General features: G+C 40.7%; 20 protein-coding genes. 11 read left to right on the forward strand and 9 right to left on the reverse strand.

The genetic code is table 11. The annotated features are described in order from the left end of the window. Positions 1-4: 4 nt before the first annotated feature. Positions 5-697 carry a 3-deoxy-D-manno-octulosonic acid kinase gene (locus AC2IP4_RS13325; protein ID WP_486310398.1) on the reverse strand — a complete coding sequence of 231 codons (693 nt, stop codon included), beginning with the start codon at positions 695-697 and terminating at the stop codon, positions 5-7. Positions 698-1,031: 334 nt separating this feature from the next. On the opposite strand from AC2IP4_RS13325, the gene AC2IP4_RS13330 reads away from it, so the two are divergent. From AC2IP4_RS13330 to coaD, 4 genes are read left to right on the forward strand one after another with little or no spacing between them, the layout of a single operon-like run. Further along, positions 1,032-2,075, forward strand: coding sequence for a glycosyltransferase family 9 protein (locus tag AC2IP4_RS13330; protein WP_486310399.1), 1,044 nt, complete (start codon positions 1,032-1,034; stop codon positions 2,073-2,075). A 35-nt stretch (positions 2,076-2,110) separates the two neighbouring features. After that, entirely contained in the window at positions 2,111-2,893 is a 783-nt protein-coding gene (locus AC2IP4_RS13335) for a glycosyltransferase family 2 protein (protein ID WP_486310400.1), read from the forward strand. Positions 2,894-2,898: 5 nt separating this feature from the next. Further along, positions 2,899-3,951, forward strand: coding sequence for a glycosyltransferase family 4 protein (locus AC2IP4_RS13340; RefSeq protein WP_375321550.1), 1,053 nt, complete (start codon positions 2,899-2,901; stop codon positions 3,949-3,951). Continuing rightward, positions 3,948-4,433, forward strand: coding sequence for a pantetheine-phosphate adenylyltransferase (gene coaD, locus AC2IP4_RS13345; protein WP_375321549.1), 486 nt, complete (start codon positions 3,948-3,950; stop codon positions 4,431-4,433). Before AC2IP4_RS13340 ends, coaD begins: the two co-directional genes overlap by 4 nt. A gap of 82 nt (positions 4,434-4,515) precedes the next feature. Here coaD and AC2IP4_RS13350 read toward each other — a convergent pair whose 3' ends face one another. From AC2IP4_RS13350 to radC, 6 genes are all read right to left on the reverse strand, one after another. Then, positions 4,516-6,495, reverse strand: a complete 1,980-nt coding sequence (locus AC2IP4_RS13350) for an LTA synthase family protein (protein ID WP_486310401.1) — start codon at positions 6,493-6,495, stop codon at positions 4,516-4,518. A gap of 35 nt (positions 6,496-6,530) precedes the next feature. Next, positions 6,531-7,349: a bifunctional DNA-formamidopyrimidine glycosylase/DNA-(apurinic or apyrimidinic site) lyase gene (gene mutM / locus AC2IP4_RS13355; RefSeq protein WP_486310402.1), complete on the reverse strand. Its 819-nt coding sequence runs from the start codon at positions 7,347-7,349 to the stop codon at positions 6,531-6,533. A gap of 294 nt (positions 7,350-7,643) precedes the next feature. Beyond that, positions 7,644-8,099 (reverse strand): hypothetical protein, encoded by a 456-nt coding sequence (locus AC2IP4_RS13360; RefSeq protein ID WP_375321546.1) that lies wholly within the window; start codon positions 8,097-8,099, stop codon positions 7,644-7,646. 443 nt (positions 8,100-8,542) lie between these two features. Beyond that, positions 8,543-8,710, reverse strand: coding sequence for a 50S ribosomal protein L33 (gene rpmG / locus AC2IP4_RS13365; RefSeq protein ID WP_012549068.1), 168 nt, complete (start codon positions 8,708-8,710; stop codon positions 8,543-8,545). A gap of 14 nt (positions 8,711-8,724) precedes the next feature. Then, positions 8,725-8,961 carry a 50S ribosomal protein L28 gene (gene rpmB / locus AC2IP4_RS13370; protein WP_130045066.1) on the reverse strand — a complete coding sequence of 79 codons (237 nt, stop codon included), beginning with the start codon at positions 8,959-8,961 and terminating at the stop codon, positions 8,725-8,727. Positions 8,962-9,157: 196 nt separating this feature from the next. Further along, entirely contained in the window at positions 9,158-9,832 is a 675-nt protein-coding gene (gene radC / locus AC2IP4_RS13375) for a RadC family protein (RefSeq protein WP_375321545.1), read from the reverse strand. Positions 9,833-10,046: 214 nt separating this feature from the next. Between radC and coaBC the strand changes: the two genes are divergently transcribed. From coaBC to AC2IP4_RS13405, 6 genes are all read left to right on the forward strand, one after another. Beyond that, complete coding sequence (coaBC, locus tag AC2IP4_RS13380) at positions 10,047-11,306, forward strand: bifunctional phosphopantothenoylcysteine decarboxylase/phosphopantothenate--cysteine ligase CoaBC (RefSeq protein WP_486310403.1); 1,260 nt, start codon at positions 10,047-10,049, stop codon at positions 11,304-11,306. Positions 11,307-11,426: 120 nt separating this feature from the next. Beyond that, a complete protein-coding gene (gene slmA / locus AC2IP4_RS13385) occupies positions 11,427-12,017 on the forward strand; it encodes a nucleoid occlusion factor SlmA (protein WP_060993358.1) in 591 nt (196 codons plus the stop codon). Positions 12,018-12,042: 25 nt separating this feature from the next. Continuing rightward, positions 12,043-12,981, forward strand: coding sequence for an LpxL/LpxP family Kdo(2)-lipid IV(A) lauroyl/palmitoleoyl acyltransferase (gene lpxL / locus AC2IP4_RS13390; RefSeq protein ID WP_375321543.1), 939 nt, complete (start codon positions 12,043-12,045; stop codon positions 12,979-12,981). A 17-nt stretch (positions 12,982-12,998) separates the two neighbouring features. After that, the gene (gene greB, locus AC2IP4_RS13395; RefSeq protein ID WP_375321542.1) at positions 12,999-13,466 is read left to right on the forward strand and encodes a transcription elongation factor GreB; all 468 of its coding nucleotides are present in this window, start codon (positions 12,999-13,001) and stop codon (positions 13,464-13,466) included. A gap of 447 nt (positions 13,467-13,913) precedes the next feature. Further along, the gene (locus AC2IP4_RS13400; protein WP_486310404.1) at positions 13,914-16,250 is read left to right on the forward strand and encodes a Tex family protein; all 2,337 of its coding nucleotides are present in this window, start codon (positions 13,914-13,916) and stop codon (positions 16,248-16,250) included. Positions 16,251-16,527: 277 nt separating this feature from the next. Then, positions 16,528-17,850 (forward strand): IS4 family transposase, encoded by a 1,323-nt coding sequence (locus AC2IP4_RS13405; RefSeq protein WP_486310405.1) that lies wholly within the window; start codon positions 16,528-16,530, stop codon positions 17,848-17,850. 177 nt (positions 17,851-18,027) lie between these two features. On the opposite strand, the gene AC2IP4_RS13410 is transcribed toward AC2IP4_RS13405, so the two are convergent. After that, entirely contained in the window at positions 18,028-18,507 is a 480-nt protein-coding gene (locus AC2IP4_RS13410) for an ATP-dependent Lon protease (protein WP_375321539.1), read from the reverse strand. 49 nt (positions 18,508-18,556) lie between these two features. Further along, entirely contained in the window at positions 18,557-19,324 is a 768-nt protein-coding gene (gene bioH / locus AC2IP4_RS13415) for a pimeloyl-ACP methyl ester esterase BioH (RefSeq protein ID WP_375321538.1), read from the reverse strand. Between the two features lie 83 nt (positions 19,325-19,407). Here bioH and AC2IP4_RS13420 point away from each other — a divergent pair, with 83 nt between their 5' ends. After that, positions 19,408-20,097: a ComF family protein gene (locus tag AC2IP4_RS13420; RefSeq protein WP_486310406.1), complete on the forward strand. Its 690-nt coding sequence runs from the start codon at positions 19,408-19,410 to the stop codon at positions 20,095-20,097. The last annotated feature ends 548 nt before the right edge of the window (positions 20,098-20,645 follow it).

Raw genomic sequence — 20,645 nt, forward strand, 5'->3', positions numbered from 1 at the left:
TTTTTTAATTACCAAGTAAATGGTTCCACTCTTTGCTCGTCCAATAAATATTTTTTTTATTCACTTCTTTTACAAACGAGCGTTTTAATCTATCCCAGTTATTTTGCTTCCAGTTATCGCCTTTCTGTTGATAACATTTATCAAAATCGATAATCCAAACTTTATCATTATTATCAATTAGAATGTTGTGAATATTTAAATCTGTATGGTTCACTTGAGCTGCGTGCATTTTACGAATTTCATTACCTATCTTCTGGTAGATATCTTTTGGTAATGGCTTTTCTTGCAAAATTGCCACCAAATCACGAGCGTTTGGGATCTTTTGACTTAATAAATCCGCCTGATAACAAAAGGTTCTTTTTACACTTCTCGCTGCAATTGGCTTTGGTACATTTACACCCGCTTCGATTAAGGTGTTAAGAAGCTGAAACTCTTGGTAGCTGCGCGTTTGCTCCCAACCAGTGAAAATGTAGTGGTCTTTAATTAGCTTTCCAAACAACCCTCCACGGCGATAGTGGCGCAACGCAGCATCCATGTTATCTAATACTACAAACCATGTCGTTCCTCGCCCTTGAGCAGAGCCAATCACTTTATTTTGTTGTTGCCAATATTCAGGCTCACAGCACTGTTCTGGTGGAGCTGCTAAGATTGAGTCGTCATACCAAATGGTTTGTTTTTTTGTTTGGATTTTTTGCATGTTACAGACACTCCAATATTAAATAATTAGAGACTATACGCTGCGCTAACTAGACCGCTTCGCTTCTAGAAACTATAAGATCAAAAGCTAGGTATTTTTATAACTTCTAGTCATTCACTAGCACCCCCTCCCAACCTCCCCTTATATCAACATTTATAGCCAAGTAGCTATATCGATAAAGGGGAGGAGCTAAAAGCAAGTACTCCTGAATCCTGCTCTTATAGCCTCTAGTTAGCGTAGCATATAGTTTCTAGTCTCTTTCTCACTCAGTCATTTTACATTTATGACCGTTAATAGCATAATTCTAACTCATTCTTCTTGGGTTAACATCTCTATGGCTTTATTCACTTCTGCCCCTAACTCTCTCTGCATCCTACGCTTATCTGCAATTGGGGATGTTTGCCATGCTATAGCGGCAGTTCAAGCAATTCAAAAAGAATGGCCAAGGACTAAAATAACGTGGATTGTTGGTAAAGTAGAAGCACAATTAATTCATGATTTACCCAATATTACTGTCATCCCTTTTGATAAAAAATTGGGATTTAAAGGCATGAAAGCTATTTGGGCACAATTAAAAAATCAACATTTTGATGCTTTAGTCCATATGCAATTGGCACTACGAGCGAGCGTATTAACCGCAGGCATTAAAGCTAAATATAAAGTGGGGTTTAATCGTAAACGTGCTAAAGAAGCCCAATGGCTTTTTACTAATCGAAAAATTGAAGATACCGCCTCAGCACATGTGTTAGATAGTTTCTATTCTTTTGTGGAGTATCTTGGCGTACCTAAAAGCAAACCAATATGGAATATTCCTTTATCTGACGATAATTTCGCGTTTGTGAGCTCAAATATTCCCGCAGAAAAACCGTTTGTGGTGATTTCTCCTGCTGCAAGTAAAGATGAACGTAATTGGATAACCGAGCGCTATGCTCAGCTGGCAGATTGGTTAACTGAACATGGCTACCAAGTGGTATTATGTGGTTCACCAAGTGAGAGGGAGAAACAACTTGGTAAAAATATTGAATCTTTAACACTGCTACCTATTATTAATTTAATAGGTCAAACCTCGTTAAAGCAATTAACTGCGGTATTAAATAAAGCACAGGTTGTAATTGCTCCTGATTCAGGACCCGCTCATATTGCTACCACACAAGACACCCCTGTTGTTGGGCTATATGGCCACAGTAATCCCAAACGAACAGGCCCTTATAACAGCTTACCTTATGTCGTTAGTGTGTATGAACAACACGTAACGACACAACACAATAAATCGATTGATGAGTTAAAATGGAGTACTCGCGTTAAAAGCGACCATATCATGCAAGATATTAGTCTCGATATGGTAAAAACTCCCTTAAAAACCTTACTCAACTTATAATAATTACATCACATTAAAATAAACAAGGCGCACTTATGATCACTGGCATTGTTATTACTCTAAACGAATCGAAAAATATTGTTGAATGCATTCAATCGCTACAGAAAGTGTGTTCTGAAGTGATTATTGTTGATTCCAACAGCACGGATAATACTGTTGAACTTGCAGAGCAACTTGGTGCGAAAGTTGTCACTCAGAGTTACCTTGGCGACGGTATTCAAAAAAATATTGGACTCGATTACGCCACTAATAACTGGGTATTAAGCCTAGATGCTGATGAGCGCTTAACCGACGAAATGGTGAAAGCTATTGAAGCGTTAGATTTAACGTCTACCCCTCATGACGCTTTTGCTTTCCGCCGTCGTAACTACATTGGTAGTCGCTGGATTAAACAATGCGGTTGGTATCCTGATTTCTGTATTCGTCTTTATGACCGTACAAAAACACGCTTTGCTGATGTAAAACAGCATGCATCAGTTCAAGCTAAAAATCCAGATCGTATCAGTGCTGATATTATTCATTATTCTTTTGAAAATTTAGGTCAGTTATTTGCAAAACCTGGACGTAACTTCAGTGGCCGAGCGGCAAAAATTATGTATAAAAAAGGAAAACGTGCAAATAGCTTTTCTCCTTTCACTCATGGCTTGAATGCATTTATTCGTAAGTACATTTTTCAACGAGGTTTTTTAGGGGGCGTTGATGGCATGACGGTAGCGTTAAGTTCTGCAATTAATAGCTACTTAAAATATGCTAAATTACTTGAATATCAACGCGATCCTAAAGTTCTTGAAAACGAAGACTTTAATAAGGTTTGGTAAATACTATGCATATTTGTCATGTAAATTTAGCTTCTGGTTTTAGTGGCGGTGAACGCCAGACCTTACAACTGATCACTCGTCAGCTAAAAGAAGGTTATCAACTTACTGTTGTCGCAAACCCTAAAAGTCCTTTTGTTGATGAAATCAAAAAGCTGCATTGTAAGTTAATACTTGCTAGCCACTTTTCAAAACAGCATAAGAAATCAATTACTGCAGATTGTGATGTTATTCATGTACATGAAGGCCGTGCAATTTATTGGGCTCTAATTCAATCTAAGCGCTTTGGCGTACCTTACATTGTGACTCGCCGAATTGATAATCCAATGAAAAGCAAATGGTTATCAAACCTTGCATATTCAAGCGCAACAGCCTTAGTCGGTTTAAGCAATGAAATTATCTCTAAAATTAAAGAACTTCATCCTGAGCAGCTAGTTTATAAAATTCCAAGCTCTCCCGTAAGTTACTCGGTAGAACAAGATAATGTAGACACTATTTGGCGACGTTTTTCAAACCAATTTTTAGTTATTCAAGCTGCTAATTTACTGCATCATAAAGGTCATGAAACCACTATTGAAGCTGCTAAATTATTGCAAGAAATGGATTCTAATATCCATATTGCTCTACTTGGTGATGGCTCTGAGCGTGAGAAACTAGAAAGCTTAGTAAAAGACTACGATTTACATAATGTCAGCTTTTTAGGCAAACAAAATCGCATGGGTGATTGGTTTGCAGCTGCGGATCTATTAATTCACCCTTCTTATAGCGAGGGTTTAGGTTCGGTTATTTTAGAAGCGATGGGAGCTAAGCTTCCTGTTATTGGCAGTAATGCCGGTGGTATACCTGATATTATTGACGATCAAGAATCAGGCCTATTGGTTGAAGCAAAAGATGCACAAGCACTTGCTGATGCAATTTACCAAGTAGCGACGGACAAGCCTTTACGCAATAAGTTAATTGTAGGCGGTCAAGAAAAGCTTGCGATGTTTGATATCAAATATACCTGCTCACTTTATCGTGATGTTTACCAAACGATTATTGATGCAAGGAAAGCTTCATGACAACACGAGTAATCTATCCAGGAACTTTTGATCCAATCACAAATGGGCACTTTGACATAATTAAACGTTCAGCAGCTATGTTTGATGAGATAATTGTCGCTGTGGCTGCAAGCCCAAGTAAAAAAACCTTATTTACTCTTGAAGAAAGAGTGACGTTAGTTCGAGACTCTATTCAATCTCTACCTAACGTCTCTGTTGAAGGATTTACTGGGTTAATGGTAGATTTTGCAAAAGCAAAACAGGCTAATTTACTAGTTCGTGGATTACGGACAACGATGGATTTCGAATATGAATTCGGTTTAACTAATATGTACCGAAAACTCATGCCTGAATTAGAAAGTGTATTTTTAACACCCTCTGAAGAGTATGCATTCTTATCATCAACGATAGTCAGAGAAGTTGCTCTTCATGGAGGAAGTGTTGAAAGTTTTGTCCCAACAACTGCCCATAATGCACTACAGAGTAAGATACACCCTAAATAGCATACTTAACCAAAAATCTATTTAAATAAATTAAGACCACCCCTGTTTAACCATATAAAGAGTGCGGTCTATTTTCATTATTTTACTTTGTACCTTTTATCTGCCCATTAATATACAACGTCTGTAATTGATGGTACTCCGGTCCAATATGTATTTTCTCATTAGATGTAAAAGTCTTATCCACCTCAAGCTCAGATGTCCAAGAATATAATTTTTCAGGATATGCATTTAAATACACACCTTTATCGGTATATGTCATTTCTGGGTGGTAGCCAAAACGTGGTGTTGAATCCATTCCTAGTAAATTAGCACCGCCTAAACTGTAATAATTAGCATCAGATAAACTAAAAGCATATAAAGTTGGAAAGATATCTTTATGAGAGCCAACGCGTTCTTTGTTGTATTGGTACTCTACTTTTTCTTTAATCTCTTTAGGCACATAAAGATAGAATGGTACAGAGTTAGTCACTGCAAGATCCTCAGGGTACTTCATCGTAAACCCTCTCAACTTATGATCCCCTGCAGCTGCTATTAATGTTGAGTTACCTAATGGAGATGCTTTTATATCTGCCACAAACTGACCTAATGCATTATTTGCATATTGATAAGTCTCATATAATCGAGTAGCTTCTTCCTCACCCTTTTTCATTCGATTAAGCAAACGATCACTGACTTTTAATGGTTTTACGTCATAATTTGCAGGTACTTGGTAAGGGGTATGATTCGTAATTGTGAGGATATAAATCATTAATGGTTGTTTTGCTTCTTTTAATACTTTCTCAGCTAACTTAAAAGTATATTCATCAGATAATCCCCACTCTCCACGAAACTCTTCAGCTTCTGGAAATACTTTTAATATCGCATTTTCATCAAGAACCTCATCAAACCCTTGAGATGGTAAATAATTCGCCACATTCCGCCACATTCCATTAGTTGCTGTAATAAAAATAGTTTTATAACCCGCTTCTTTATAAGGTCGAGCTGCTGCTGCTGCAACTTGCACTTTTTGTGCAGAAGAATGACTGATAGTAGGAACGTTACTTTGACCTAACATATTCACTAACGAGTTAATGGTTGCGGTTGTTTCAGCTAAAAATCGAGTAAACACAAAATCAGATTCAAAAGCAGGTCGTAATGCACCTAAAAGATCATTTTCTGGATAATTATCTTCAACCAATACGTTCATTCCCATGCCTTCCATTAAAGTCATGACAACATGAGGCTTATTCTCTGCTAAATAGGCATTATAAGGAGTGCTAAATTGACCTGTAGTATTACCAACCACCTTTTTAAATTGCTCTTCAAGCAGATCTTTACTGACTGACTGAAATTTATTTTGCTCTTTATAATCACTTTTCGCCCACTCAAGAGCAACTAAGCCGTTAGGTGTAATGCTATTTAAAATTTTAGAATCAGATACTTGAGCGTGGTAACGTTTTAATGGATGAGAACCTAATGTACCTCTAGCAAAAAAGAATACAATTACAATCATCGCAATAACAGAGATGCCAGTAAGTCCTTTACGCTGTGGCTTCCACGACCATAACGCCATTTTCTTTATCGCGAAACGAACAAGAATCGCGGAAAGAAAAGCCACAATGACACTACTCATAAAAGATAAGAAAATAGGATAATCAGCCCATGCATTCGCTAATACAGCTTTGGTGTCATCATCAGCTAAACCAAAGATAAAGACATCAATATGATTACCATAAGTAAGATAATAGTAATAATTACCAATTGAAAAACCGGTGACTAAAAAGAAAATAAGCCCTGCATACCAAGGGAAAATTTTTGCCAATATTCGATAGAGTCTTGGAAAAGCGGCAACAATTAAACCAATAAGTAATAACGGTGCAAAACCGATAACTACAACTTTCAAATCAAAACGAAGGCCTATAAACAAAGCACGCCACAGATCTGTACTTCGCTGAGCGAGCTCCGCACTATCTGCAATATTAAATAAGAAGATCAACCGCCCAACACAAAGTATCGTCACAGCAATAAAAACAGATAACCAAATGACTCGACTCAGTTGTTTATAATTTTCTTGAAAATTCATCTAACTCTCTATGTTATTTGTATTTTGATAATAATTTACAGGTCAAACGGTTGGCAGTTTTCACACCAAAATGTATTTCTCTGTCCAATTTTTTCTTCTTGAATGAGTGAGTGACAAATTAAGCACTCTTTTCCAGCACGTCCATACACATGCAATTCTTGTGCAAAGTATCCAGGTTTTCCATCAACTTGATTAAAATCCTTTAAGGTAGTGCCGCCTTGCTTAATTGCCGTTTCTAGTACTTTTTTAATTTCAAATACTACTCGTTCAATTTGGGCTAACGTCAATGTACCTACTGGTGTTTTAGGGTGTATTTTTGCCATAAAAAGAGATTCACTGGCGTAGATGTTACCTACTCCCACCACAACGGCGTTATTCATAATAAACTGCTTTACGACAGCTTTTTTATTCTTTGCTTTTTCTGCTAGATATTTAGTATCAAATATATCAGTAAGTGGCTCAGGACCAAGCTTAGCAAGCACGTCATGTGATACGCCTACTTCAGAATATAACCAAGCACCAAACTTACGAGGATCGTTATAACGAAGAAGCTTACCGCTATCTAAAACAAGGTCCACATGATCGTGTTTCGCTGGTGGGATCGTCTCATCAAGTATCCGTAGACTACCCGACATACCAAGATGAATGATGGCTGTGCCTTCTGGAGTGTCTATCATTAAGTATTTAGCGCGACGGCGAATGGATTGAATTCTTTGCCCTACGAGTTTTTGTAGCTCTTGTGGGATCGGCCAGCGCAGTTTTTCTGTTCTGACTATGATCGCTTTAATGGTTTGGCCTTGTAGATGCGGTGTTATTCCTAAGCGGCTGGTTTCTACTTCTGGTAGTTCTGGCATTTTTGATCCTTTTTAAAATAAGGTTTCAGGAAGATCAAAAGCGAGTCCCCCTGAATCCTGCAAGCGCAGCGTCCTGAAACCTAAAACATTACCACGCCAGTCACACATGCTCTTATAGTTTCTAGTTATTTACTAGCAACCCCTCCCAGCCTCCCCTTATATTTACTTTATCAGCCAAGTAGCTATGCCGATAAAGGGGAGGAGCTAGAAGCAACTTCCTCTGAATTCTGCTCTTCTTCTTTCGCTCTTACTCGTCCCTCAAGCGCAGCGTCCTCGACTCTCACCCCTGCTCTTCTATCTAAACAAATACCCTTCTTCTGCACTCACGGCTATCCATTCACCTTGCCAATTCTGCATCATCCAAAAATTCGGAGCTTGGTAGATTGTCACTCGCTGTGGCTCTTCTTGGTTTTCAAACCATACCTCTACAGAGCTTGGCGCGGGCAATTTAGTTTTAAGTACTTTGACTGATTCATCAGTAAGTAATGTGCCCTCAAGAGTAAACCAACGCTCAATAAACTGAGTATCTTGATCTGATGTATTTGAAGCAACATCATAGTCCGCAAAGTGCATTTTCTTAATCGGGTTCATGCGCTCAAATAAAGGCTGTACGCCAGTGTTAACTGTAACTGCTTGTTCTGGTTCTAATAGATACGTTTTAATTAACTGAGGGGCTTGTAGGACACCAATAAAAACTAAAACGGCAATCATGAGGATATTGTTGTATTTACGACGTGATGGTCTTTTCATTTTAAATCCTTTTTAAAAAGCAGGGTTCAGAATTAACCCTTATTGTTAACTACTTTCACCATACGGCTCCTCCCCCTTTATAAGGGGAGGGAACGGTATATTTATCGCTGAGGTATCAATGATCACCTTCAAAACCAGTGTACTACAGCGCAAGTTTCTAATTCTTTACTAGCAACCCCTCCCAGCCTCCCCTTATATTTACTTTATCAGCCAAGTGGCTATGTAGATAAAGGGGAGGAGCTAGAAGCAAGCACACCTGAATCCTGCAAGCGCAGCGCCCTGAAGCCTAGAGCTTCTTAAGCGTAGCATCTCAAGGACGAAGTCCGTCTCTCGCGAAGCGACCTCAAGCAACTTGTTGCGTCTTTCGCTTTCTTTAATCCAAAAAAAAACCCAGCAACAAGGCTGGGTTTTCAATATTATCAAAGTTGCAATCAGTAATCGAATTACTTGATTTTAGCTTCTTTGTAAAGAACGTGCTGACGTACAACAGGATCAAATTTTTTGATCTCCATTTTGCCAGGCATGTTACGTTTGTTCTTATCTGTTGTGTAGAAGTGACCAGTGTTAGCAGTTGATACTAACTTGATTTTCTCACGTGCGCCTTTAGCCATTTTTCAGATTCCTCTTAAACGTTCTCGCCACGAGCACGCATATCTGCAAGAACGGTATCAATACCTTTCTTATCAATGATACGCATACCTTTAGCGGTAAGACGAAGTTTAACGAAGCGTTTTTCGCTTTCTACCCAGAAACGATGAGTTTGTAGGTTCGGCAGAAAACGACGCTTGGTGGCATTTTTTGCGTGTGAGCGGTTGTTACCAACTGCAGGACGCTTACCAGTTACTTGGCATACTCGGGACATTGCTGTCTTCTCCAAATCGTTTCAGCTCGATATCACCTTGGTGGCAAAAAACCACTAGAGCATTTCATGTGAAAGTTCTAATTCAAGGCTATCAAAGGTCGCGCATTATACTAACTGAATGCGCATTGCTCAAGACCCTAAGGGGTCATTTTTACTTTTTTTTGTGTTTTTTTTATTCAATTGCTTAAAAAAACACTCAAATCCATCCTCTTTCGGCAAAAGAGACTATTTCTCCATCACCAATCACAAAATGATCGAGGACTCGGATATCCACCAATTCTACTGCATCTGAGATACGTTTTGTTATCCTTCTGTCAGCTTGACTTGGCTCTGCGACACCAGATGGGTGATTATGCGCTAAAATGATGGCGGCTGCATTATAATCTATCGATCTTTTTACAACTTCTCTCGGATAAACTGCTGCAGCATCAATTGTTCCTTCAAATAATACCTCTCCTTTAAGCACTCGATGCTGATTATCAAGAAAAAGAACATAAAAGGCCTCTCTGTGTCGATCTCTCAATACTCGAGTTAAATAACGCTTAGTATGCTCTGGACTTGTCAAAGCATCTTCTTTTTCAATTTTTTCAAATAAATAGCGCTCCGTCATTTCTACTACCGCTTGTAGCTGTGCAAATTTTGCAGAACCTAATCCTTTATGGCTGCAAAATTCACTTTCATTCGATCCTAATAACTTTCTTAAGGATCCAAACTCTTTTAATAACTTATCTGCCAACTCGATTGCATTCATCCCCCGAATGCCGGTGCGAAGAAAAATAGCCAGTAACTCGGCATCGGTTAATGACTTTGGCCCTAGAGCGAGTAATTTTTCTCTTGGGCGAGATTCCTCTGGTAGATTCATTAAAGACATAAATAACTCGTTCGGTGAATACTATTTATACAGCCTACGCACAATAAATAACGACTGCCTTTTTGATTTGGTGCCCTTCGACTTGGTTCAAAGCTTGATTGCAATTATGTTTTTGCTCATTTACTTACTTGAAGAGATTGAAGTGCATCACTCTGAAAAAAAATTATGCTATGGTTAGCGCATTACGATGAATCACTTAAAGGTTATTAGTGTCATGGCATCTCTCTCAGGGAAACGAATCCTTCTTGGTATTAGTGGCGGCATTGCTGCATATAAATGTGCAGAGCTAACTCGTCGACTTATTGAACGCGGGGCAGAAGTTCGCGTTGTGATGACTACCGCAGCAAAAGAGTTCATCACCCCTTTAACGATGCAAGCCGTTTCTGGCCACCCTGTTGCTGACAGTTTATTAGACCCTGCAGCAGAAGCTTCAATGGGGCATATTGAATCAGCGAAGTGGGCTGATATTGTACTAATCGCACCTGCCACTGCTGATTTAATTGCTCGTATGGCTGCAGGAATGGGCAATGATTTGTTATCAACACTAGTGCTTGCGACTGATTCTCCGATTGCGGTTTCTCCTGCGATGAATCAACAAATGTATTCGAATATTGCAACACAAGAGAACATTGCGACTCTTTCTCGTCGTGGTATGAATATCTGGGGACCTGCAGCTGGCCAACAAGCGTGTGGCGATGTGGGTATGGGCAGAATGCTTGAACCTATGGAGCTGGTGCATTTGTGTGAAAACTTTTTTCAAAAAGATAAAGATAAACCACTTTATGGCCAATCTTTATTAATCACGGCAGGTCCAACTCGTGAAGCACTTGATCCCGTTCGCTACATCTCAAACCACAGCTCTGGAAAAATGGGGTTTTCGATTGCCGATGCCGCCGCAAAGTTAGGTGCAAAGGTCACTCTTGTTAGCGGTCCTGTGAATTTAGTAACACCTGATAATGTTGAACGCATTGATGTAGAAAGTGCTGAACAAATGCATAACGCAGTAATGGATAATGCGGGAACACATTCTATATTTATTGCATGCGCTGCTGTCGCTGATTTCAAAGCAAGCTTAATTTCAGAACAAAAACTAAAGAAAAATGCTGATGAAGATGGCATGACGATTCATATGGTGAAAAACCCTGACATTGTCGCTTCTGTTGCTGCTATGACAGAAAAACGTCCATTTACCGTGGGTTTTGCTGCTGAAACTCAAGATGTTGAAAAGTATTCACGCAGTAAATTAGAACGTAAAAATCTCGATATGATCTGCGCTAATGATGTCTCAATTAAGGGACAAGGTTTTAATAGCGATAATAATGCCCTCCACCTATATTGGAAAAATGGAGATAAAGCATTACCGTTAACGACGAAATCTGAGTTGGGTAAGGCGATTATGCTTGAGATTATAGAAAGAGTAGAGACGGCCTCCGGCCTTAAGACGAGCAAAGCTCTTGAAACGCCTTCGGCTTAAGAGTCGAAATAATAAATATAAATATTAAACAGCCAATAACAAGAAACTCTTAAGCGTAGCGCCCTCTAGCGAAGCGCCTTAAGGGAGCTTGCGACCGCTCTTAGGAACAAAGGAACAACAATGACGACAACAAAAAAAACAAATCGTCGTGATGAAATATTACAAGCTTTAGCCGAAATGCTAGAGTCAAATGAAGGCGCTTCTCGTATTACCACTGCCAAGCTTGCGAAACAAGTGGGAGTTTCTGAAGCGGCGTTATATCGCCATTTTCCAAGTAAAGCGAAAATGTTTGAAGGCTTGATTGAGTTTATTGAAGAATCTCTTTTCTCGCGCATAAATCGCATTATCGAGGAAGAAAAAGATACCTTAAAACGTATTGAGCTATTATTAAAATTGCTTTTAGCATTTGCTGAACGTAATCCAGGCCTTACTCGTATTATGACGGGTCATGCCCTAATGTTTGAAAACGAGCGCCTACGTAACCGTATTAATCAAATTTTTGAACGTATTGAACTTCAGTTTAAGCAGATCCTACGCGAACGTATGTTGCGCGAAGGAAAATCGTTTCCCGTTGATGAAGCGATTCTATCTGCACAGCTTATTAGCCAAGTAGAAGGTTGTTTCTGTCGCTTTGTGCGTTCTGATTTTAAATATCAACCAACAGCAAATTTCAACGAACATTGGGCGCTCCTTAGTGCTCAGATCCAATAAATCCATTTAATTAAATAGGTTTACGATGTCAAAATACCAAGCCCCTCAGTTCTCTATCGCTCTTCTACATCCTAAATATTGGGGGGTATGGTTTGGCTTTGGTCTTTTGTTCGCTACTGTCACCGTATTGCCTTACAAAATGACATATAAGCTTGGAAGAGGACTTGGTCTACTCGGTTTAAAAATGGGGAAATCTCGCTCTCATGTTGCTCGTCGTAACTTGGAATTGGCTTTTCCTAAAATGGAAGCAAAAGAGCGCGAAGAAATCATTATTGAGAATTTCAAAAACTCTGGTTTAGCTATCTTTGAAACTGCAATGGCATGGGTATGGCCAGAGTGGCGCATCAATAAACACTTTAGTTTTGAGAATACACAACATGTACATGATCTAGCAGAGCAAGGTAAAGGAGCTCTTATTGTTATTGTTCATGCTTTGAATCTTGAATTAACCGCTCGAGTTTTCACTCAAATCGCTCCAGGACACGGGGTCTACCGCCCTCATAACAATCCTGCTTATGATTTTATTCAATATTGGGGACGAACTCATTACGGAAATCAAGTCGTTGATCGTAAAGACGTAAAAGGAATGATCCGCTTATTACGTGCGGGGGAACGTGTCTGTTACTTACCTGATCATGATTATAATCGTAATAAATCTGTTTTTGTTCCATTTTTTGCAGTTCCTGATGCTTGTACTACCGTAGGTTCTGATATTTTAATTAGTGCAAGTAATTGTGCTGTTGTCACTGTATCTGGCTTTAGAACCTACAATAATTATCATTTAAAAATAGATAATGACATTAGCTCTGAATTTTCTAAAAAAGATCCAATTGGAACCGCAACCCGAATGAACAAAGCTGTTGAGATGGTCATCCTTCGATGTATTCCTCAATGGATGTGGCTACATAAACGCTTTAAAACCATGGAAGACCCAAATATTAAAAAAGGCATTCGCTACGATTAGCGATACCAAGGAACATAATGAAAACTAATTTAATCACACGTGAAGGCTTCAATAAGTTGCAAGATGAACTCGCGTTTCTATGGAAAGAAGAACGCCCCGAAGTCACTAAAAAAGTGACTTGGGCGGCAAGCTTAGGTGATCGCAGTGAAAATGCAGATTATCAATACAACAAAAAGCGTCTTCGTGAAATCGATCGTCGTGTGCGCTACCTTCGTAAGCGTTTAGACCAAGTAAAAGTCGTCGATTATTCCCCTCAACAAGATGGCAAAATCTTTTTCGGTGCGTTCGTTGAAATTGAAAACGAACAAGGCGATACCCTCTCTTTTCGCATTGTCGGCCCAGATGAAATTTTTGGCCGTCATGATTACATTTCCATAGACTCTCCAATGGCTCGCGCACTCATCAAAAAAGAGGTGGATGAAGAAGCTATTGTGAGAACGCCGGAAGGAGATAAAGAGTGGTTTGTGAATTCGATTAGGTACTAGGAGCAGGACGCAACAAGTTGCTGAAGGGCGCTTCGCTTAAGGGCGGACTTCGTCCTTAAGGATTCAGGAGGAGCAAAATAGTGATCGTTGAAATTACAGCACCAAAGAAGGTTCTCCCCCTTTATCTCTAAGGTTATGAAAGTGGCATTGTTAATATAAGGGGGAGTTAGAGGGGGTTGGTGACACCACACTCTAGTGATTAAGATAAACTAAACATTATCGCTAGCAACCCCTCCTAGCCTCCCCTTAGATAGAAATTTGCTACCAATCAGCATTTATGAACAAGGGGAGGAACTGTATCGTGATACCTTGTAGTGACAGCGAACTGCCTGACATCTTTGCTCTCCTCCAGCGAAGCGTCTTTAGGACGTAGGCCGTCTTAAGCGAAGCGCTCTCAAGGCAAAGTCGTCTTCTTTTAAAATTTCTAACAAATAAAAAGAATCAAAAATGATAATAAACATAATTGCTAAAGAACTTAACGTTCGCCCTCAACAAGTTGCCGCTGCTGTTCAATTGATTGACGAAGGCAGCACTATTCCATTTATTGCTCGTTACCGTAAAGAAGTAACAGAAGGTTTGGACGATACTCAACTTCGTACCCTTGATACGCGTTTAACTTACCTACGTGAATTAGATGATCGTCGTCAGTCAATTTTAAAATCGATCAAAGAACAAGAAAAACTGACGCCTGAATTAGAGCGTGAGATTTTAGATGCCGACAGCAAAACTCGTCTTGAAGACTTGTACTTGCCTTTCAAACGTAAGCGCCGCACTAAAGGTCAAATTGCAATTGAAGCAGGTATTGAGCCGCTGGCTGATTTATTGTGGACACAGCCTGAAAATAACCCTGAAGACGCAGCTCAATCGTATATTGATGCCGATAATGGTTTTGCTGATACCAAAGCCGTACTTGATGGTGCTCGTGCCATCTTGATGGAGCGTATGGCTGAAGACGCTAACTTACTTGAAAAAGTACGTAACTACTTAACCACAAATGCAGAATTAAGCTCTAAAATGATCGATGGCCAAGAGCACGCTGGTGAGAAGTTTAAAGATTACTTTGAGCATAATGAGAAGCTAACACGTGTCCCTTCTCACCGTGCGCTTGCAATGCTTCGTGGCCGTAACGAAGGCTTCTTACAGCTATCAATTAACGCAGATCCGAATCAAGAAGAAGGCGTTCGTGGCTCTTACTGTGAAATCATCATCGCTAATCATTACGGTATCACTCTAGGGTCTCAACCTGCGGATTTATGGCGTAAGCAAGTGATCAGCTGGGCATGGCGCATTAAGATTTTAATGCACATGGAAACCGAGTTAATGGGTGCATTAAAAGAGCGTTCTGAAAACGAAGCCATTGATGTTTTTGCTACTAACCTTAAAGACTTATTAATGGCCGCACCTGCAGGCCTTAAAACGACATTAGGTTTAGATCCAGGGTTACGTACTGGTACTAAAGTTGCCGTTGTAGATGCAACAGGTAAGGTACTAGCAACAGATACTATCTACCCTAACCAACCTCACAACCAAATTGCTAAATCTGCACATACGATTGAAAATTTAATCAAAAAACATAATGTTGATTTGATTGCGATTGGTAATGGTACGGCTTCACGTGAAACCGATGCGTTTGTTGGTGATTTACTAAAGCAATCAGGCTTATCGGCAACGAAAATTATCGTGAGTGAAGCCGGAGCTTCTGTTTATTCAGCATCTGAATTGGCCGCAAAAGAGTTCCCAGATTTAGATGTATCAATCCGTGGTGCTGTCTCTATCGCTCGTCGCTTGCAAGATCCACTGGCAGAGCTAGTAAAAATTGACCCTAAAGCGATTGGTGTTGGTCAATATCAACACGATGTTAGCCAAAGCCAATTAGCTAAGAAGCTAGATGCGGTTATTGAAGACTGTGTAAACGCCGTAGGTGTCGATGTAAATACCGCTTCTTCTGCATTATTAACGCGAGTTGCTGGCTTATCAACGACGATCGCACAAAATATTGTTGATTATCGCGATGAAAATGGTCGTTTTGAAAACCGTACTACCTTGAAAAAAGTCTCTCGTTTAGGGCCTAAAGCGTTTGAACAATGTGCTGGTTTCTTACGTGTAATGAATGGTAAAAACCCTCTGGATGCATCGGCGGTTCACCCTGAAGCCTACCCTGTGGTTAAAGCAATGGCAGAGAAAAATAATAAAGCCATTGATGCAATTATTGGTAACACTGAGTTCTTACGCTCGGTTGCTGCTAACGATTACATCAGTGCTGATTTTGGTTTACCAACGGTAACGGACATCATCTCTGAGCTTGATAAGCCGGGCCGAGATCCTCGTCCTGAGTTTAAAACGGCAACCTTTGCGGATGGCGTAAACACGGTGTCGGATCTGGAACTAGGTATGGTTCTAGAAGGCGTGGTATCTAATGTAGCTAACTTTGGTGCCTTTGTTGATATTGGTGTTCATCAAGATGGTTTGGTTCATATCTCTGCACTGAGCGATGCTTTTGTTTCTGATCCTCGTGAAGTAGTTAAAGCTGGTGATATCGTAAAAGTGAAGGTGATGGAAGTGGATGCACAACGTAAGCGTATCGCGCTTTCTATGCGTTTGAATGATCAGCCTGGGGAAGATAACCGCCCTCAACGTCAATCAAACAAACCACAGCAGCGTAATGAACGTTCTCAAGCGCCAAGACCTTCCTCTTCAGCAAGACAACAGCGTTCAAATAATGATGTTGGTAATGCGGCGATGGGTGGTGCGTTTGCAGCGGCGTTTGCGAAGGCGAAGAAGTAGGTTCGAGGGACGAGAACGCTACGCTCCGAGGGGCTAGTAAGAGCAAGAATTCAGATCGCTGCGCTGGCAGAGTTCAGAGGCGCTTTCTTTTGCTTTTAGCTCCTCCCCCTTAGTAAGGGGGAGGCTGGGAGGGGGTCAAGAACTAACAGCGTGCATATTCAATTCTACCTGTATCGCAACAACCCCTCCCTAACCCTTAATGCCGTTCGTTTAGCTACTTGAGCGATCCTCCAGAGACCTCATAATCGGTCGTAACCTAAGTTACGGCCGATTTTTTATGTATGAATTTTCAAAAGAGTTACAAGTTACCGCAGAGTTTTGCCACGAACGTCCAATCGATGTGTTCAGTAAACATATTCCTTTAGAGTCGGTTGAAGAAGCGATTCAACAAACGGGACGAACATCGCTCCGAAAACGCCGACTACCCGCTGAACAAGCTGTTTGGCTAGTTCTAGGGATTGGGCTACAGCGTAATCGCTCCATTCAAGATGTCTGTGATAAGTTGGAGTTGGCATTCCCTGATGTGGATGGCAAATTCACGCCTATGGCAACAAGCAGTATTATCAAGGGAAAAGAACGTCTCGGTGATAAACCTATGCGCTACTTATTTAAAACTACAGCACAACAGTGGGAGCAACAGTCAGACTTTGATGAAGTTTGCGGTTTGAAGCTTCTTAGTGTCGATGGCACACATTTCAAAACTCATAATACAGAAGAAAATCAACATTTCGGCTTTGCTCAAAAAGGGGCATCGCTTCCGAGTGTACTGGCGGTAACATTGATGTCAACACGCAGCCATCTTGTCTCTGATGCTGCTTTTGGGCCAGTGACAAATAGTGAAATATCCTATGCTCAACAACTAGTGGGCTCAGCACCTGATGATTCATTAACACTCTTTGATAGAGGGTTCACTTCTGCAGAGCTATTTACCACCTGGCGTGGCGCAAGCAGTAACACTCATTGGTTAACACCAATCAAGGCTAAGATGCGTTATGACATCGTTGAGAGTTATACTGAACATGATCATCTCATTGATATGCCCGTTTCACCACAAGCTCAAAAGCTTGCTCCTTATCTTGATAAAAAGTGGCAGGCTCGACTTATTCTTATCCCAACGCCTACAGGTGAAATCAAAGGCTTTATTACTTCTTGCCTATGTCCGGAACGCTACCCATTTGATACATTGGTTAAAGTGTATTGGGAGCGTTGGGAAATCGAGCGCAGTTACGGAGAGCTCAAGCAGTATCAGTTGCAGAACAAGCCAGTATTACGAAGCAAGAAAAAAGTTGGCGTATATCAGGAGTTATGGGGAATATTAACCAGCTACAACATAGTAAGGCTGGAAATGGCTGAAATGGCTAAACAGCACGAAGTTGAGCCCCTGCGGATCAGCTTTATCAATGCACTATTTTTAATTATGGACGAGATGATTTGGGCGAGTGATACACGAAGCCCTGGAGCGATACCAAAAAACTTAAAGGCTCTCAGAGAAAGTGGGAAACGGCTTATTCTCCCCAAGAAACGGAATAGGAAACCATATCCCCGAGCAGTTTTAAAAAAGTCAGTCAAATATCCTAATAAACATGCCACTCGCTCTTAAGCGAGTGGCATTATCCCTAACCCTCCCCTTATTAAGGGAAGGGAACAGTATGATGATCGCTGTAATTACAGCGATCATCTCTGAACTCTGCTTTTGCTCTTCCTGAAACCTGAACCCTCCGCTTCTTCTCGTTTCTCGAGCAAAGCGTCCTCGCCTCTCATCCCTGCTCTTAAGCCCTTAAAGCACAGCCAATATATCTGACGGATTATTCGGCACTACCGCTTTATCATAATGAAAACTGATCACACTTCTACGACGAACCATTCTTCCCATCTCTGCCAATTTTTCTAATAACTCTTTTGGCAAATTAAAACGCATGGTGTAGCCCGTCCCCTCACCCTGAGCGTAAGTATCTAACGACAACAATCTGGCTAACTTTGCCAAGTCATCATCAATATCATACAAGGTTCCAAAACGAGGTTTGGATTCTTCTTTCTCTTCCATCACATCATAACCGGGATGATCTGATGGTTCCCACGAATCACGTTTATGCTGTTTATCATCGCCTTTAATTGCTTTTTCAGACGTGGTTTCGCTCATCTTTGTCGTTGGCACAACAGGCTTTTTAACACGATTTTCACGTGCTACTTGTTCTGTTGGCAAATTAACAGAGGGTGCAATAAGCGGCACGCTGACACTGTTAGGTGAAAAGATCATAAAACGTTTCCTTATCGAAAAACTAAACGAGTTAAATTAAAAGTTAATCTTATCGAGCTAAAAAACGATGTAATTCCGTAATAAATTCATCGCTATGTGAAATAAATGGAGCGTGAGAGGCTTGATCAAAAATAACTTTAACTGAATGTGGAATCAATTCATCCATATCATGAGCAACTTTAATTGGCACTAATCCATCTAAACGACCATACATTCGGCACACCGGCATGGGTAATTGAGATAAATGCTCTCGTAAATCTATATCGGCCAGAATCGTTAAACCTGTAGCTAAAGCGTCTTGATTTGGTGCAGGTCTTGAAAAAACAGCCTGCTTTACTTGCTTGATATCCTGCTTCGCATTTGAACTACCCATTGCTTGTAGGGCCATAAAGCGCTCAACCGTTAATTTAAAATCATCTTTTAATTGCTCAGTAAACAAAGAGAGAACAACAGGCTTAATTCCTCGCCACCCTTTCTCAGCAGAAAAGCGGGGGGAACTTGCCACAGTGATTAACTGGCTCACTCGCTCAGGTGAAAGTAACGCTGCTTGAGTCGCAATTAATCCGCCCAAAGACCAACCTAACCACGCCGCTTTCTCTGGTGCTTGAGCTAATACTTGCTGCACCATTTTATTAAAATCAGCACTGCCGAGTTCTGCACTGTGCCCATGGCCGGAGAGATCAACGGTATGCACTCGGTATTGAGAACGTAATTGCTCGACAATTGGCTGCCACACAGCTCCGTTCATTCCCCACCCGTGAATGAGAACCAGATCGGAACCTTTACCTTCTGTTTGCCAATAAAGAGGAGCTGTCATCTACACTGCCTATTCGTATTTAATTAATCATGGGAGGTTAAGTGTTCATCAGGTTACTTCGAAGGTCAATACAAAGTTTAGGTATGAGCCATTGTGATTACTGCAGTTTAGTTATGCCTCCATCCGATACCATTTGGTGTCAGCCGTGTTTGGATTTAATCCTAAAGGTTCCTCGCTGCAAAAAGTGTGGCTTACAAACCGAACATGAAACTGATGTATGCGGTGATTGCTTAATTCACCCACCACAATGGGACCGCTTATTTTGTATCAGTGATTATTCTGAACCATTAAGGGAGTACGTCGGCAAACTTAAATACGCTCAACAATTTTGGTTGGCTCAAGATTTAGGAGTATTACTCAGTAATTACATTCCAGATCCCGCCCCTCTCATTCTTCCAGTTCCTTTACATTGGAAACGCTTTTGGTGGCGTTCTTACAACCAAAGCGATCACTTAGGATGGACATTAGAAAGAGAATTTAATCATAGAAAACACGCTGTTCGATGTGAGACTAAAATCTTAAAACGCATTAAAGCGACTCGCCCTCAACAAGGACTATCTCGTTCTTTCCGCCAATCTAACCTTGTTGGTGCATTTAAAGTCATGAAACCAATTACAGATAAACACGTAGCCATTGTGGATGATGTGGTGACTACCGGCGCAACGATTAATCTGCTGTGCATTGAGCTGAGGAAGGCAGGGGTTGAGCGAATTGATATTTATGCGATTTGTAGGACAGGGAAAAGTAAAGAGCAGGACGCAACAAGTTGCTGAAGATGGACTCCGTCCTTGAGACGCTTCGCTTGAGGAGAGCAAAAGCAGAGTTCAGATCGCTTCGCTGGCAGAATTCAGAGGTACTGGCTTTTAGCTCCTCCCCTTTATCGAAATTGCTACTTGGCAGCCAAGATTAATATAAGGGGAGGCTGGGAGGGGTTGGTAATACATAGGATCACAACCCCCTCTAACTCCCCCTTCTATTAACTATTTCAATCTCAATAATTTATCACTCAAGGGGGAGAACCTTCTTTGTAGTTGCAATCACAACAATCACCCCTGAACCCTGCAAGGGAGCCCTCGACCGAACTGAACCCTACTCTTGCCCTTCCTGAAACCTGAGACCTGAATCCTCGTTTTTTGCTCTTCCTCACCCCTAGAGCGAAGCCTCCTCGATTCTCGCCTCTTCTTTCACCCTGCTCTTAAAAACCTTAGCAAACGATTGCTTTCTTGTTTTTTATCTATAGAATACCGTCCCAATTGATTAAAGACTCATCTTAATCAATCAACCCCAATAGAGACAGGTTCTGATTAACAGCAATCACAGA

The sequence above is a fragment of the Aliivibrio thorii genome (assembly GCF_057368585.1).

Coding starts and splice junctions, on each gene's coding strand:
- AC2IP4_RS13325 (WP_486310398.1), bottom strand. CDS start 697: ATGCAAAAAATCCAAACAAAAAAACAAACCATTTGGTATGACGACTCA.
- AC2IP4_RS13330 (WP_486310399.1), top strand. CDS start 1,032: ATGGCTTTATTCACTTCTGCCCCTAACTCTCTCTGCATCCTACGCTTA.
- AC2IP4_RS13335 (WP_486310400.1), top strand. CDS start 2,111: ATGATCACTGGCATTGTTATTACTCTAAACGAATCGAAAAATATTGTT.
- AC2IP4_RS13340 (WP_375321550.1), top strand. CDS start 2,899: ATGCATATTTGTCATGTAAATTTAGCTTCTGGTTTTAGTGGCGGTGAA.
- coaD (WP_375321549.1), top strand. CDS start 3,948: ATGACAACACGAGTAATCTATCCAGGAACTTTTGATCCAATCACAAAT.
- AC2IP4_RS13350 (WP_486310401.1), bottom strand. CDS start 6,495: ATGAATTTTCAAGAAAATTATAAACAACTGAGTCGAGTCATTTGGTTA.
- mutM (WP_486310402.1), bottom strand. CDS start 7,349: ATGCCAGAACTACCAGAAGTAGAAACCAGCCGCTTAGGAATAACACCG.
- AC2IP4_RS13360 (WP_375321546.1), bottom strand. CDS start 8,099: ATGAAAAGACCATCACGTCGTAAATACAACAATATCCTCATGATTGCC.
- rpmG (WP_012549068.1), bottom strand. CDS start 8,710: ATGGCTAAAGGCGCACGTGAGAAAATCAAGTTAGTATCAACTGCTAAC.
- rpmB (WP_130045066.1), bottom strand. CDS start 8,961: ATGTCCCGAGTATGCCAAGTAACTGGTAAGCGTCCTGCAGTTGGTAAC.
- radC (WP_375321545.1), bottom strand. CDS start 9,832: ATGTCTTTAATGAATCTACCAGAGGAATCTCGCCCAAGAGAAAAATTA.
- coaBC (WP_486310403.1), top strand. CDS start 10,047: ATGGCATCTCTCTCAGGGAAACGAATCCTTCTTGGTATTAGTGGCGGC.
- slmA (WP_060993358.1), top strand. CDS start 11,427: ATGACGACAACAAAAAAAACAAATCGTCGTGATGAAATATTACAAGCT.
- lpxL (WP_375321543.1), top strand. CDS start 12,043: ATGTCAAAATACCAAGCCCCTCAGTTCTCTATCGCTCTTCTACATCCT.
- greB (WP_375321542.1), top strand. CDS start 12,999: ATGAAAACTAATTTAATCACACGTGAAGGCTTCAATAAGTTGCAAGAT.
- AC2IP4_RS13400 (WP_486310404.1), top strand. CDS start 13,914: ATGATAATAAACATAATTGCTAAAGAACTTAACGTTCGCCCTCAACAA.
- AC2IP4_RS13405 (WP_486310405.1), top strand. CDS start 16,528: ATGTATGAATTTTCAAAAGAGTTACAAGTTACCGCAGAGTTTTGCCAC.
- AC2IP4_RS13410 (WP_375321539.1), bottom strand. CDS start 18,507: ATGATCTTTTCACCTAACAGTGTCAGCGTGCCGCTTATTGCACCCTCT.
- bioH (WP_375321538.1), bottom strand. CDS start 19,324: ATGACAGCTCCTCTTTATTGGCAAACAGAAGGTAAAGGTTCCGATCTG.
- AC2IP4_RS13420 (WP_486310406.1), top strand. CDS start 19,408: ATGAGCCATTGTGATTACTGCAGTTTAGTTATGCCTCCATCCGATACC.